Consider the following 13,332-nt stretch of genomic DNA (forward strand, 5'->3'; position numbering starts at 1 on the left):
GAGACGGCGATGCGCTACGTGGCTATATTCCTTGGATCGTTGACCGTGCAGCTTGCGTTCGGCGGCGTCGGTGAAGCGGCCGATCCGCGCGCGACGCAGCTCACCTACGAGCCGTGGACCAAGACGTGCCTGACAGAGGCGAGCTGCTTCGTCGGCGCCGCCGCGCGCGGTCAGTGCTCGCCGTCGGGCGGCACACTCAGCGTCTCGCCGCAGAGCAGCAAGCGCGCGATCGTGAGCGCCAATGTCGGAACGCGGACCATGCTGGAAGGCACGATCAGCCTCCGCATCGATCAGGACGAGCCGATCCGGATCGCCAAGCCGCATTGCTACACGCTCGGCTGCGGCGGCACGCTCGAGGCCGATGGCGAAATGATCGAGCGGCTGAAGCACGCGCAGACCATCGCCGTCGAAGCCAAGAACCTCACCGGGCAGACCATCAGCCTCGCCTTTCCCCTCACGCACTTCGCCGAGACCTTTGACGGGCCCGGCAGCCCGCCCAAGACATCCGGGCAAGGTTCGAAGGACGCGCAGCAGCACACCGAATCCGTGAAGCAACTGCCGCAATGCGAGGATTGATCATTTCTGCCAGTCGATCACCCTGCCTTTGTCGCCATCGAACTCCATGCTGCAGAACGCACCGCCCTGGTAATAGTCGCCGACCGGATCCGGCGGCAGCTTGGCCTGCTCGGCCATCGCGTGCTCCCGGAAATCCTCAGCCCTTCCGGTCGGGCGATAGCCGAGATCGTAGGCGCGGTGATTGTCCCACCACGAGCGCTCATTGTAGGACGCGCCGTACAGCACCTCGAAATGGATGTCGGGATGCTCGAGCCCGATGCGGCAGAGCTGAACCAGATCTTCGGGCTTGAGCCAGATCGAGAGCCGCCGGTGATCGAGCGGCGCCTCGCCGAAATTGCCGATCCGCAGGCAGGTGACCTTGATGCCGTGCTTGTCGGCATAGAGCGCGCCGACGCCTTCGCCGAACACCTTGCTGACACCGTAGCGACTATCCGGCCGCGCGGTGACGTCGGTGCCGATGCGGTGATGACGCGGATAGAACCCGACCGCGTGATTGGATGAGGCGAAGATCACGCGCTTGACGCCCTGCTTGCGCGCCGCCTCGAACAGGTTGTAGCAGCCGATGATGTTGGACTGCAGGATCGCGTCCCAGGGTCCTTCGACCGAATAGCCGCCGAAATGCAGGATGCTGTCGACGCCCTCGCAGATCGCCTCGACCTCTGCGAGGTCGGCGAGATCGGCCGCCTTGAATTTTTCGTTGTTGCCGAGATCGGCCGGCGGCTTGATGTCGCTCAGCAGGAGATCCGGATAGATCGGCGGCAGCAGCTTGCGCAGGCTCGTTCCGATTCCCCCCGATGCGCCGGTCATCAATATGCGTGGCATGCCGTCCCTCTTCCTTCCTGATTGCTGCGATCGAATTGCGGTCGCAGGCCGACAATGATAGCAAACCAGGCGCTCAAGGAAACACCATCGAAACACAACAACGAGAACAGCAAATGTCCGATGTTCATTCCGCCGGCTGGCGTCCCGCGACCTGCTATCCCGATCCCGCGATCCATGCGCTCGATCCGCGCTTCGAGAAATACTGGCTGAAACTCTCCGCCGTTGAACGCATCGCGACCGGCCTGCGCTGGGCCGAAGGTCCGGTGTGGTTCGGTGACGGCCGCTATCTGCTGTGCAGCGACATTCCGAACCAGCGCATCCTCAAATGGGAGGAAGAGACCGGCGCGGTCAGCATCTTCCGCAAGCCGTCGAACTTCGCCAACGGCAACACCCGCGACCGTCAGGGCCGGCTGATCACCTGCGAGCATGGCGGCCGCCGCGTGGTGCGCACCGAATATGACGGATCGATTACAGTGCTGATCGACGCCTTCGGCGGCAAGCGGCTGAACTCGCCGAACGACGTCGTGGTGAAATCCGACGGCTCGATCTGGTTCACCGATCCGATCTTCGGCCTGCTCGGCAACTACGAAGGCTACAAGGCCGATCCCGAGATCGAGCCCAACGTCTACCGGTTCGATCCTGAAACCGGCAAGGCCACCATCGTCGCCGAGGGGGTACTAGGGCCGAACGGGCTGTGCTTCTCGCCGGACGAGAAGATCCTCTATGTCGTGGAATCCCGCGGCGAGCCGAACCGCAAGATCCTCGCCTATGACGTCGCAGCCGACGGCAGGACGATCTCCAACAAGCGCGTCTTCATCGACGCCGGCCGGGGCACGCCCGACGGCATGCGCTGCGACATCGACGGCAATCTGTGGTGCGGCTGGGGCATGGGCGATCCCGAGCTCGACGGCGTCGTCGTGTTCGCGCCCGACGGCGTCATGATCGGCCGCATCGCGCTGCCGGAGCGCTGCGCCAACCTCTGCTTCGGCGGCGTCAAGCGCAACCGCCTGTTCATGGCGGCAAGCCAGTCGATCTATGCGCTCTACGTCAACACCCAAGGCGCGCTCGGCGGTTAGCTCGTCGTCCCGGCATTAGTGCGCAATTGCGCATTTGGAGCCGGGACCCATAACCATCGATGCATCTGGTTGAGTAAGCTTGGGGCCGCATTCTTCGCAAAACGAAGGCCTGTGGTAATGGGTCCCGGCCTTCGCCGGGACGACGATGAAAATTCTAGCTTCAAAACGTCTGACGCCGGAGCAGTTGTCTGCCCCGGCGCCAAAAGTCGCGTCTCTCGTGGCACGGCTTACGCAGCGTTGTAGCCGGCGACCGCCTTGGCCTCGAGATATTCTTCCAGACCGTAACGGCCCCACTCGCGGCCGTTGCCGGACTGCTTGTAGCCACCGAATGGCGCGGTGCGCTCGTTCGGCACGCCCTGCAGGTTGATGTTGCCGGCGCGGATCTGGCGACCGACGCGGCGCGCGGTTTCCACGGTGTCGGCCGAGACGTAACCGGCCAGACCATACGGCGTGTCGTTGGCGATCTTCACGGCATCGGCTTCGTCCTTGGCGCCGAGGATGGTCAGCACCGGTCCGAAGATCTCTTCGCGGGCGATCGTCATGTCGTTGGTGACGTCGGCGAAGATGGTCGGACGGACATAGAAGCCCTTGTTGACGCCCTCGGGCAGGCCAGGGCCGCCGGCAACAAGCGTTGCGCCCTCGTCGATGCCCTTCTGGATCAGCGCCTGGATCTTGTCCCACTGGCCGCGGTTGACGACCGGACCGATCGTGGTGCCGTCGGCACGCGGATCGCCGGCCTTGGTCTTGTCGGCGACGCCCTTCGCGATCGCGGCCACTTCCTTCATCTTGGAGAGCGGCACGATCATGCGCGACGGCGCGTTGCAGGACTGGCCCGAGTTGTTGAACATGTGCATCACGCCGCCGGTCACCGCCTTGGTCAGGTCGGCACCGTCGAGGATCACGTTCGGCGACTTGCCACCGAGCTCCTGGCTGACGCGCTTCACGGTCGGCGCCGCACGCTTGGCGACGTCGACGCCGGCGCGGGTCGAGCCGGTGAACGAGATCATGTCGATGTCGGGGTGCTCGCTCATCGCCGCACCCACCTCGGGGCCGAGGCCGTTGAGCAGGTTGAATACGCCCTTCGGCACGCCGGCTTCATGAAGGATTTCCGCGAAGATCAGCGCCGAGGTCGGGGTGAACTCCGACGGCTTCAGGATCATGGTGCAGCCGGCGGCGAGCGCTGGCGCGACCTTGCAGGCGATCTGGTTCAGCGGCCAGTTCCAGGGGGTGATCATGCCGACGACGCCGACCGGCTCGCGCACGATCACGGCGGTGCCCATGGTCTCCTCGAACTCGTACTTCTTCAGCACTTCGAGGGTATTCATGAGGTGGCCAAGGCCGGCGCCGGCCTGCAGCTTCTCGGCCATCGGCAGCGGCGCGCCCATCTCGTCGGAGACGGCGGCGCCGATCTCCTTCATGCGGCCCTTGTAGACCTCGACGATCTTGGTGAGCAGCGCAACGCGCTCCTCGCGGCTGGTCTGGGAATAGGTCTCGAAGGCGCGCTTGGCGGCGGCGACAGCCTTGTCGACATCGGCCTTAGAGCCGAGCGCAATCTCATACATCGCTTCTTCGGTCGCCGGATTGACGACCGGGGTGGACTTGCCTTTGACGACGGGATCGACCCAGGCGCCGTCGATGTAGAATTGCATGCGATTGACCATCGGAAACCTCTTGTGCGGGGCGTATGGAATGGGGAACGAAAGCGTTCGGCAGGCATCCTTGCACGAAAGCCCGGCGAATTGAACCCGCCATATGCGGGACGCGGCTCGTGCGCGTCCGCGAGATATAAGGTCCGAGCCGCGCGTGTGGCAAGGCTCCTCGGCACTCCCCTTCCAGTGACGCTACACCGCCATCTTGCGATGCCGCACCGGGGCGCCGACCGAGACGCTTTCCGCCGCGTCGATGATGGCGTTGGCGTCGATGCCATAGTGGCGGTAGAGGTCGCCGATCGTGCCGGTCTGGCCGAAATGCTCGACACCGAGCGCCTCGACGCGGTGGCCGCGCACGCTGCCGAGCCAGCCGAGCGTTGCCGGATGGCCGTCGATCACGGTCACAATGCCGCAGTCGCGGCCGAGCGGCGCCAGCATGCGCTCGATAGGACTCAAGTGCTGCGCGCCGCGGCGGTCGCGGCGCAAATTCCGTGCGGCGGACCAACCCGCATAGAGCCGGTCGGCGGAAGTTACCGCCAGCAGACCGACGTCGCGGTGGCTCTCGCCGATCAGACCGACCGCCTCGATCGCCTCCGGCGCGACGGTGCCGGTATACGCAATGACGATGTCGCAGTTCGGGCCCGGCTTGCGCATCCAGTAGGCGCCGTCGGTGATGTCGCGCTGCAGATCCGGGGTCATGATCCGTTGCGGCTGCTCCAGCGTCCGCGTCGAGAGTCGCAAGTAAACCGAACCGCCCTCGGCACCCTCGCGCTGCATGTGGCCAAAGCCCCAGCCCATGATCACGGCAAGTTCATCGACAAAGGCCGGATCGAACGAGGCGAGCCCGTCCTGCCCGATCCCGATCAAGGGCGTCTTGATCGACTGATGCGCGCCGCCTTCCGGCGCCAGCGAGATGCCCGACGGCGTCGCCGCCACCATGAAGCGGGCATCCTGGTAGCAGGCGTAGTTCAACGCATCGAGACCGCGTTCGATGAAGGGATCGTACAGCGTACCGACCGGCAAGAGCCGCGCACCGTTGATCTGGTGCGACAGGCCGAGCGCCGAGAGCATGATGAACAGATTCATCTCGGCGATGCCGAGCTCGAGGTGCTGTCCCTTCGGCGAATATTCCCAGGTGTAGGCCGACGGGATCTTCTCCTGCCGGAACAGGTCGTGGTTTTCCGCCTTCGCGAACAGGCCGCGGCGGTTGACCCAGGCGCCGAGATTGGTCGACACGGTGACATCGGGCGATGCGGTGACGATGCGCGAGGCGAGTTCGCTGTCGCCGCGCGCCAGTTCGTGCAGCACGAGACCAAAACCCTGTTGCGTCGACATCTGCGCCGAGGCCTTGAACGTCAGCCGTTCCGGCACATCGATTTCAGGCGCCGACAGGCGGCGGCGCCCCTCGCGGTTGAACGGCGCCTCGGCGAGGAACGCCTCGAGCTTCGCAGGCTGCTGCGACAGGCCCTCGAACTTGTCCCACTCGTGGCCGGGGCGGATGTTCTGCGCGGCGCGCCACTTCTCCATCTGCGCCACCGTCATCAGACCGGCGTGGTTGTCCTTGTGGCCCTGCATCGGCAGGCCGACACCCTTGATGGTGTAGGCGATGAAGCAGACCGGCCGATCATGGTCGATCGCCTCGAAGGCCTCGATCATGCTCGCCATGTCGTGGCCGCCGAGGTTGGACATCAGCGCCAGCAACTCGTCGTCGCTGCGGCGCTCGATCAGCGCCGACACCTCGCCCTGGTCGCCGATGTCGTCGCGCAGATGCTTGCGGAACGCGGCGCCGCCCTGGAAGCAGAGCGCGGCGTACATCTGGTTCGGGCAGTTGTCGATCCAGCGCCGCAGCGCTTCGCCGCCGGGCTCGGCGAACGCCTCGAGCATCAGCTTGCCGTACTTCACGATCACCACGTCCCAGCCGAAGTTGCGGAACATGGTCTCGAACTTGGCCCACAGTCCCTCGCGCACCACGGCGTCAAGCGACTGCCTGTTGTAATCGACCACCCACCAGGTGTTGCGCAGGCCATGCTTCCAGCCCTCGAGCAGCGCCTCGAAGATGTTGCCCTCGTCCATCTCGGCGTCGCCGACCAGCGCGATCATGCGGCCCTCCGGCCGGTCGTTCAGCCAGCCATGCGCCTTGACGTAGTCCTGCACCAGCGAGGCGAACAGCGTCTGCGCCACGCCGAGGCCGACCGAGCCGGTGGAGAAGTCGACGTCGTCGCTGTCCTTGGTGCGCGAGGGGTAGGACTGCGCACCCTTGTAGCCGCGGAAATTCTCCAGCTTGTCGCGGTTCTGGTGGCCGAACAGATACTGAATGGCGTGGAATACCGGGCTCGCATGCGGCTTCACCGCGACGCGGTCCTGCGGGCGCAGCACCGAGAAATAAAGTGCCGACATGATGTTGGCGAGCGAGGCAGACGACGCCTGGTGGCCGCCGACCTTCAACCCGTCGGTCGAGGGCCGCACATGGTTGGCGTGATGGATGGTCCACGACGACAGCCACAGCACCTTGCGGGCCAGGGCGGACAGCATGTCGAGGCGTTCAGGCGCGATTCCCATGGCGATGCTCCGGGCGATATACCGGAATGTTACTGCCGCAAGCGGCGGCGAAAATCTCAATTCCACGCGACAGCACAGGAAAAATTGGGATAAATTCCCACGATCCGACTTCAACTGACGAGTTCATCCCAATGCCTGCCCTCGATGCCATCGACCGCAAGATCCTGAGTCTGCTCCAGACCGACAGCCGCATGACCATGCAGGAACTCGCCGACAAGGTCGGGCTGTCGGTGTCGCCTTGCCACCGCCGGGTCAAGCTGCTCGAGGAGCGCGGCGTGATCTCTCGCTATATCGCAACCGTTGACCAGAAGTCGATCGGGCTGCACGTCTCGGTCTTCATCTCGATCAAGCTGGCGCGGCAGAAGGAGGAAGACCTCAACCGCTTCGCGCGCGCGATCTCGAAATGGGACGAGGTGCTCGAATGCTACCTGATGACGGGCAATCGCGACTATTTGCTGCGCGTCGTCGCCGCCGACCTCTCCTCCTATGAAGCATTCCTGAAAAACAAGCTGACCCGGCTCGACGGCATCGCCTCGATCGAGTCGAGCTTTGCGCTGAGCCAGGTGAAGTATTCGACGGCGTTGCCGGTGTGAGTATTGCTTGCATCTGAATGCTGCCGTCGGTCGCGACGGTGCGTCACATCCACATTCTCGCAACATGAATCGTCCGACTTGTTCCGTTTTGCAAAAGAGGCTTGCGCCGTCGGGCAACTCAGTGATTGGCGCTGGCGCCCTGCCCCGGCTGGACGGCCTCGCCGCGACAACTAGGCTACGGCGCGATCCATATCCCAATCACGATGATCGCCAGTGAGACGGCAATGACCAGCATATCGGTGGTAAGCCAATCGGGCATTCCGTTTGATGGCTGCTCGCTCATGTCCGCGACTCCTTCTGTTCGCGTCGAGCCAATATGCTGGAGCGAACCGGCGCGAACGAGGATGAACTGGTTCACATAAAGCCAGGAAAAAGCGGCAAATTCCTCGTGTTTTAGCGCGCTCAAGTTGCGCCACACGGTCGCTCTGCCGCACAGGTTTCTGAACATGTTCGACAATGCCGCCGCTTCGGCACAGTCACCATCATCATCGTTCAACGCGCTGCAAGAGGCGGCTGAACGTCACTGGATTGCCGGCGCAATTCAGCGCCGACCTGCCGCCACGCGACAGGCCGCACATGGCCGACGAAACGGCCGAGGTGGTGGACTCGCCGTCCCGTCCCGATCCTCACAGCACCTTGCGCTGTGCGAGGTTCTTCATCAGTGCACCGACGCCGAAGGTCCAGGGCTCGCACTCGTCGCTGCCCCGCATCCGGTTGACCAGCTTGCCGAGCTGCGGCGCGGCGATGGTGACGATATCGTCGCGCTTGTGGGTAAAACCCTCGCCCTTGGCGTCGCGGTCCTTGACCGGCGCGAACATCGTGCCGAGGAACAGCGCAAATCCATCGGGGTATTGATGCACGGGGCCGATGGTCTGGGCGACCAGATCGGTCGGGTCGCGGCTGATCTTGCTGATCGAGGAATGGCCCTCGAGCACGAAGCCGTCTGCGCCAGTTACGGTCAGGCCGACATCCATCTTCCTGACATCGTCGAGCGAGAAGGTCTGGTCGAACAGCCGGAGCAGCGGGCCGATCGCGCAGGACGCGTTGTTGTCCTTGGCCTTCGACAGCAAGAGCGCCGAGCGCCCCTCGAAGTCGCGCAGATTGACGTCGTTGCCGAGCGCGGCGCCGACGATCTTGCCGGCGGCGGAGACGACAAGCACGACCTCCGGCTCCGGATTATTCCAGGTCGACTTCGGATGCAGCCCGGCATCCATGCCTGATCCGACCGAGGACAGTGTCGGCGCCTTGGTGAACACTTCGGCATCGGGACCGATGCCGACCTCGAGATACTGGCTCCAGGCATTCTGATCGATCAGCACCTGCTTCAGTTTCATCGCCTGCTCGGAGCCGGGCTTCAGCTTGGAGAGATCGTCGCCGACCAGGCGCACCACCTCCTTGCGGATCGCGTCCGCCGAGGACGGATTGCCGCGCGCCCGCTCCTCGATCACGCGCTCCAGCATCGAGATTGCGAAGGTGACGCCGGCGGCTTTCAGCACCTGGAGATCGACCGGCGCCAGCAGATGCGGCCTGGCCTTGTCGCGGCCGTCGGGCGGGGTGTTGGCGAGGATCGCCTCGAAATCGCCGATCCGCTCGCCGCGGGTGGCGCGCAGCGCGGCCGCGGGATCGCTTTCCTCACAGAGCGCGCTCACCGTCGGGAACCGCGCCGTGACGTCGAACACACCGTCTGCCCGTACCGCGACGACGGCCGGTCCGCCGGCCTGCGGCAGCCAGACCCGTCCGACCAGCGTGCCGGCGGTGCCGTCCTCCGGCAGGACGTCTTTTGGCGTGAGCGAAATCATCGGCACATCTCCCTTTTTGGTTTTGTCGACTTGTTAGCACAGTCCGCCCGGCGGCGTGAAACAGCGGTCATGGCATTGTCATAGAGGGGTAACATCGCCCGTCAATGCTGCCGTCCGATCCATCTAACATACTGAAAGACGGACCTTCATGACGACCTCCGCCCTCACCGACGAAGCCTCCCGGGATGAAGCCTTGCGCGATGAAGCCTTGCACGACGAAGCCTTGCGCGCCCGCATCCATCAGGAGATGGCCGACAGCCTCGACGAGGAACTCGAGCTCGAGCTCGACGACATGAGGCTCGACGAGCTCGAGCATGACGGCGCCGCCGGCAAGCCGTCGATCGACCGCAAGTTCTACTTCCGCGAATTGCTGCGGCTGCAGGGCGAGCTGGTCAAGCTGCAGGACTGGGTACAGCACGAGAAGAAGAAGGTCGTCGTGCTGTTCGAGGGCCGCGATTCCGCCGGCAAGGGCGGCGTGATCAAGCGCATCACCCAGCGGCTCAATCCGCGGGTCTGCCGGATCGCGGCCCTGCCGGCGCCGAACGAGCGCGAGCGCACGCAATGGTACTTCCAGCGCTATGTCTCGCATCTGCCGGCCGGCGGCGAGATCGTGCTGTTCGACCGCAGCTGGTACAACCGCGCCGGCGTCGAGAAGGTGATGGGGTTCTGCACCGACGAGCAGTATGAGGAATTCTTCAACTCGGTGCCGGAATTCGAGCGCATGCTGATCCGCTCCGGCACCATCCTCCTGAAATACTGGTTCTCGATCACCGACGAGGAGCAGGCGTTCCGCTTCTCGATGCGGATCCAGGATCCGCTGAAGCAGTGGAAGCTGAGCCCCATGGACGTCGAGGCGCGGACCCGCTGGGAGCTCTACACCAAGGCCAAGGAGACGATGCTGGAACGCACGCATCTGCAGGACTCGCCGTGGTGGATCGTCGATGCCGTCGACAAGAAGCGCGCCCGCCTCAACTGCATCTCTCATCTGCTCAGCCAGATCCCCTATCAGGCGGTCACCCATCAGCCGGTGGTGCTGCCGCCGCGGGTGCGCAACCCCGACTATCACCGCGGCCCGATCCCGCCGGAAATGTACGTGCCGGGACGGTATTGAGAGCCGCGATCTCTGATTCTCTCCCGCTCGCGGAACCGCTGAATGTCCCCACAACCTCGTCATGCCCGGGCTTGTCCCGGGCATGACGGTGCGCTGAGAGCTCAGTCCAAGGCGAGGTGAAGAAATAGCCACCCTATCGCCTACTATTGGCGCAGGCCGGCGGTATTGCTGGCGCCGGATACCGACGCTAGGCTTCCGCCGATCTGGTGCAAGGAGGCCCGCTTGACTCAATCCGACGACATCACAATTTCGGAAGATCGCCGCGACGCGCTGCGCTATGCGCTCGGGATCGGCAGCGGCGCGGCACTCGCGGCCGCGATGGCCGCCCCGGCCTCGGCGCAGACGTCAGCCGACAACACGCTGGATCGCATCCGGGCCAGCAAGGTGCTGCGGATCGCAGTGCTCCCGGGCGAATTGCCCTATTTCAACAAGGATCTCGCCACCGGTAGCTGGTCCGGCTTCTCGATCGAGATGGCCAACGACCTCGCCAAGCTGCTCGACGTCAAGCTGGAATATGTCGAGTCGACCTACGGCAATTCAATTCTCGATCTGCAGGCCAACAAGATCGACCTCGGCTTCGCGCTCAACCCGACGCCGCAGCGCGCGCTGGTGGTCGATTTCACCAACCTGGTGTTCCCGCATCCGTTCGGCGCGATGCTGAAGAAGGGGCTCGAGGCCAAGACCTGGGCCGACATCAACAAGCCCGAGGTGAAGATCGCAGTCGACGTCGGCTCGGCCAACGAAGCCGTGGCGCGGCGCTTTGCGCCGAACGCCACCATCAAGTCGCTGAAGTCGCGCGACGAGGTGATGCTGGAAATGTCGTCGGGCCGTGTCGATTGCGTGGTCAACGCGCTGGTGCTCGGGCTGACCGCGATCGCCAAGAACCCGAACCTCGGCACCTACAAGATCCTGGCCTCGCCCTCGGTGACGATCGCGAGCGGCACGGCGGTGCGGCGCGAAGCCGACAAGCGCTGGCGCGATTTCCTCTCGGTGTGGATCGACTACAACCGCGGCATCGGCCAGATGCGCGAATGGTTCGTCAAGGGCCTCGGCCTCGCCGGCGTCAAGCCCGAGGACGTGCCGGTGGAGTTGAGTATTTGAGGCTATTGCCGAGACGGCAGTGATCTCCCTCTCCCGCAAGCGGGAGAGGGCAAACAACTCACACCTTGTCGTAGGTCAGCCCGCGCTCCAGCCGCCTGGCCACCAGCGTCGACGGGAACAGGATCGCAAAATAGATCAGCGCGACGATGGTGTAGACCTCGAGCGGCCGGTAGGTGTCGGCGTTGATCAAGGTCGCGTTGTAGACGAGGTCGGGCACCGCGATGATCGAGACCAGCGAGGTGTTCTTGAGCTGCGTGACCGACTGGTTGACATAGGGCGCCATCATCGGCTTCAGCGCTTGCGGCAGGATCACGAGCCGCATCAGGCGCCAGCCGCGGAAGCCGAGCGCCTTCGCAGCGTCCCATTGCCCGACCGGCACGCTCTCGATCGAGCCGCGCACGATCTCGGCGTAGAATGCGCCGCCATAGAGCGACAGCACGCTGACGGCTGCGACATGCGCCGGGATGTTGACGCCGATCACCACCGGAAACGCGTAGTAGAACCAGATGATCTGCACCAGCAGCGGCGTGCAGCGGAAAGTTTCGATATAGGCGATCAGGAGCCAGTCGATCACCGGAATGCGCCGCAGCCGCAGCATGCCGACGATCAGGCCGATCAGGGTCCCGAGGATGATGGTGCCGATGGTGTAGGCGATGGTCCAGCCGAGCCCGAGCCAGAACAGATGGCTGTATTTGGCAAGGATGCCGAAATCCCAGACGTAGTTCATCCTGCCCCTCGGTTGCCGCGCGCTTGATCGCCAAACATCGCAGGCGGCCTCGCGCGTGTCACGCGATATACCGGTCCGGCGAAAATGCCTGCACCTCGAACGGCGGCGCATCACTCGCGATCATCGCCGCTATTGCGGCGCCCGTTCCGGGGCCGGTGGTGAAGCCGATATGCTGGTTGCCGAAGGCGAGCCAGAGCCCGCGATGCCGCGGCGCCTTACCGATCATCGGCAGGCTGTCGGGCAGCGTCGGCCGCGCGCCCCGCCAGCGCTCGCCGACCGCATCGCCGAATTCGACCACGCTGCGCGCCATCGGCACCACCGCCTCGAGCTGCGAAAAATTCGATGGCGCGTCGCGCGCGGTGAGCTCGACGCCGCTGGTGACGCGAACGCCCTGCTCCATCGGTGTCATCAGAAAGCCGCCCTCCGCATCATGGATCGGCCGCAGCAATTTGCGTGCCGGGTTCGGCACGAAATGCTGGTGATAGCCGCGCTCGAACGCCAGCGGCACGCGATAGCCGAGCGGCCGCAGCAGCTCGGCCGACCACGGCCCGAGCGCGACCACGACATGGCGCGCGGCGATCTCGCCGTCGGCGAGCTGCACGCGCCAGCCGTCGCCGTGCGGTTCGATCCGCCGGATCCCGGATTGCCTGATCGTGCCGCCGCCAGCGGCGAGCATCTGAGCGTAGGCCTTGACCACCGCGCCGGGTGAATCAACCGATGCCGTCTGCGTGTGCAGGAGACCCGTGCTGTAGGCAGGGATGATGTTCGGCTCGAGCGCGGAGATCGCCTGGCGATCAAGTACCTCGCTTCTGATGCCGAATTCGGCGAGCGCGGCCTGCTCGGCCTGCGCGGCGGCGAGCCCGTCGCCGCGCCACGCCTTGAGCCAGCCGGTTTCGCGGATGCGATGGCCGGCGCCGGCTTGCACGATCCAGTCGCGATGCAGCTTCAGCGAGGTCCCGATCAGGCCGTGCAGCGCGGCGGCGCGCGGTCTGGTCTGCGATGGCGCAGCGGCCGCAAGGAAGCGCATCACCCAGCCGGCATTGGCGAGCGCCCACGCAATGTTCCAGCGCAGCGCCGGATGCCCGTTGGTCAGATATTTCGGCAGGTTTTTCAGCAGCGACGGCGTATTGAGCGGCAGGATCGAGCCCGACGAAATGATGCCGGCATTGCCGTAGGAGGTTTCGCTGCCGGGCTCGCGGCGATCGACGACGACGGTGGAGAGCCCGCGCTGCCGTGCGGCGAGGCCCGCCGAGACGCCGACCATCCCGGCGCCGAGCACGGCGACATCGACCTGTTGTGCTGGCGTGCCCTCGCTCATG

General features: G+C 64.8%; 12 protein-coding genes. 5 read left to right on the plus strand and 7 right to left on the minus strand.

What is annotated here, in order from left to right:
• The first annotated feature begins 9 nt into the window (after window positions 1-9).
• Window positions 10-576 (plus strand): invasion associated locus B family protein, encoded by a 567-nt coding sequence (locus E2I15_RS10225; protein WP_137477067.1) that lies wholly within the window; start codon window positions 10-12, stop codon window positions 574-576.
• Here the strand turns inward: E2I15_RS10225 and E2I15_RS10230 are convergent, their stop codons facing one another.
• A complete protein-coding gene (locus tag E2I15_RS10230) occupies window positions 577-1,398 on the minus strand; it encodes an NAD-dependent epimerase/dehydratase family protein (protein WP_137477068.1) in 822 nt (273 codons plus the stop codon).
• A 113-nt stretch (window positions 1,399-1,511) separates the two neighbouring features.
• Between E2I15_RS10230 and E2I15_RS10235 the strand changes: the two genes are divergently transcribed.
• Window positions 1,512-2,474 carry an SMP-30/gluconolactonase/LRE family protein gene (locus E2I15_RS10235; RefSeq protein WP_137477069.1) on the plus strand — a complete coding sequence of 321 codons (963 nt, stop codon included), beginning with the start codon at window positions 1,512-1,514 and terminating at the stop codon, window positions 2,472-2,474.
• Between the two features lie 227 nt (window positions 2,475-2,701).
• On the opposite strand, the gene E2I15_RS10240 is transcribed toward E2I15_RS10235, so the two are convergent.
• Window positions 2,702-4,135 (minus strand): aldehyde dehydrogenase family protein, encoded by a 1,434-nt coding sequence (locus E2I15_RS10240; RefSeq protein WP_137477070.1) that lies wholly within the window; start codon window positions 4,133-4,135, stop codon window positions 2,702-2,704.
• Between the two features lie 180 nt (window positions 4,136-4,315).
• Window positions 4,316-6,682, minus strand: coding sequence for a thiamine pyrophosphate-binding protein (locus E2I15_RS10245; protein WP_137477071.1), 2,367 nt, complete (start codon window positions 6,680-6,682; stop codon window positions 4,316-4,318).
• 131 nt (window positions 6,683-6,813) lie between these two features.
• On the opposite strand from E2I15_RS10245, the gene E2I15_RS10250 reads away from it, so the two are divergent.
• A complete protein-coding gene (locus tag E2I15_RS10250) occupies window positions 6,814-7,275 on the plus strand; it encodes an Lrp/AsnC family transcriptional regulator (protein WP_016841346.1) in 462 nt (153 codons plus the stop codon).
• A gap of 175 nt (window positions 7,276-7,450) precedes the next feature.
• Here E2I15_RS10250 and E2I15_RS10255 read toward each other — a convergent pair whose 3' ends face one another.
• Window positions 7,451-7,771 (minus strand): hypothetical protein, encoded by a 321-nt coding sequence (locus E2I15_RS10255; protein ID WP_246667932.1) that lies wholly within the window; start codon window positions 7,769-7,771, stop codon window positions 7,451-7,453.
• 130 nt (window positions 7,772-7,901) lie between these two features.
• The gene (locus tag E2I15_RS10260) at window positions 7,902-9,074 is read right to left on the minus strand and encodes a fumarylacetoacetate hydrolase family protein (protein WP_137477072.1); all 1,173 of its coding nucleotides are present in this window, start codon (window positions 9,072-9,074) and stop codon (window positions 7,902-7,904) included.
• A gap of 247 nt (window positions 9,075-9,321) precedes the next feature.
• Between E2I15_RS10260 and ppk2 the strand changes: the two genes are divergently transcribed.
• Window positions 9,322-10,185, plus strand: a complete 864-nt coding sequence (gene ppk2, locus E2I15_RS10265; RefSeq protein ID WP_137477344.1) for a polyphosphate kinase 2 — start codon at window positions 9,322-9,324, stop codon at window positions 10,183-10,185.
• 222 nt (window positions 10,186-10,407) lie between these two features.
• On the plus strand, window positions 10,408-11,286 hold the full coding sequence (locus E2I15_RS10270) for a transporter substrate-binding domain-containing protein (RefSeq protein WP_137477073.1): 879 nt from the start codon (window positions 10,408-10,410) through the stop codon (window positions 11,284-11,286).
• A gap of 58 nt (window positions 11,287-11,344) precedes the next feature.
• On the opposite strand, the gene E2I15_RS10275 is transcribed toward E2I15_RS10270, so the two are convergent.
• Window positions 11,345-12,013 carry an amino acid ABC transporter permease gene (locus E2I15_RS10275; RefSeq protein WP_074128493.1) on the minus strand — a complete coding sequence of 223 codons (669 nt, stop codon included), beginning with the start codon at window positions 12,011-12,013 and terminating at the stop codon, window positions 11,345-11,347.
• Between the two features lie 58 nt (window positions 12,014-12,071).
• Window positions 12,072-13,331: an NAD(P)/FAD-dependent oxidoreductase gene (locus tag E2I15_RS10280; RefSeq protein ID WP_137477074.1), complete on the minus strand. Its 1,260-nt coding sequence runs from the start codon at window positions 13,329-13,331 to the stop codon at window positions 12,072-12,074.
• Window position 13,332 lies beyond the last annotated feature (1 nt).

This window comes from Bradyrhizobium sp. BR2003, assembly GCF_009720285.1.
Taxonomy (GTDB): Bacteria; Pseudomonadota; Alphaproteobacteria; order Rhizobiales; family Xanthobacteraceae; genus Bradyrhizobium; species Bradyrhizobium elkanii.

Coding starts and splice junctions, on each gene's coding strand:
- E2I15_RS10245 (WP_137477071.1), bottom strand. CDS start 6,682: ATGGGAATCGCGCCTGAACGCCTCGACATGCTGTCCGCCCTGGCCCGC.
- E2I15_RS10250 (WP_016841346.1), top strand. CDS start 6,814: ATGCCTGCCCTCGATGCCATCGACCGCAAGATCCTGAGTCTGCTCCAG.
- E2I15_RS10230 (WP_137477068.1), bottom strand. CDS start 1,398: ATGCCACGCATATTGATGACCGGCGCATCGGGGGGAATCGGAACGAGC.
- E2I15_RS10275 (WP_074128493.1), bottom strand. CDS start 12,013: ATGAACTACGTCTGGGATTTCGGCATCCTTGCCAAATACAGCCATCTG.
- E2I15_RS10260 (WP_137477072.1), bottom strand. CDS start 9,074: ATGATTTCGCTCACGCCAAAAGACGTCCTGCCGGAGGACGGCACCGCC.
- ppk2 (WP_137477344.1), top strand. CDS start 9,322: ATGGCCGACAGCCTCGACGAGGAACTCGAGCTCGAGCTCGACGACATG.
- E2I15_RS10280 (WP_137477074.1), bottom strand. CDS start 13,331: ATGAGCGAGGGCACGCCAGCACAACAGGTCGATGTCGCCGTGCTCGGC.
- E2I15_RS10225 (WP_137477067.1), top strand. CDS start 10: ATGCGCTACGTGGCTATATTCCTTGGATCGTTGACCGTGCAGCTTGCG.
- E2I15_RS10235 (WP_137477069.1), top strand. CDS start 1,512: ATGTCCGATGTTCATTCCGCCGGCTGGCGTCCCGCGACCTGCTATCCC.
- E2I15_RS10240 (WP_137477070.1), bottom strand. CDS start 4,135: ATGGTCAATCGCATGCAATTCTACATCGACGGCGCCTGGGTCGATCCC.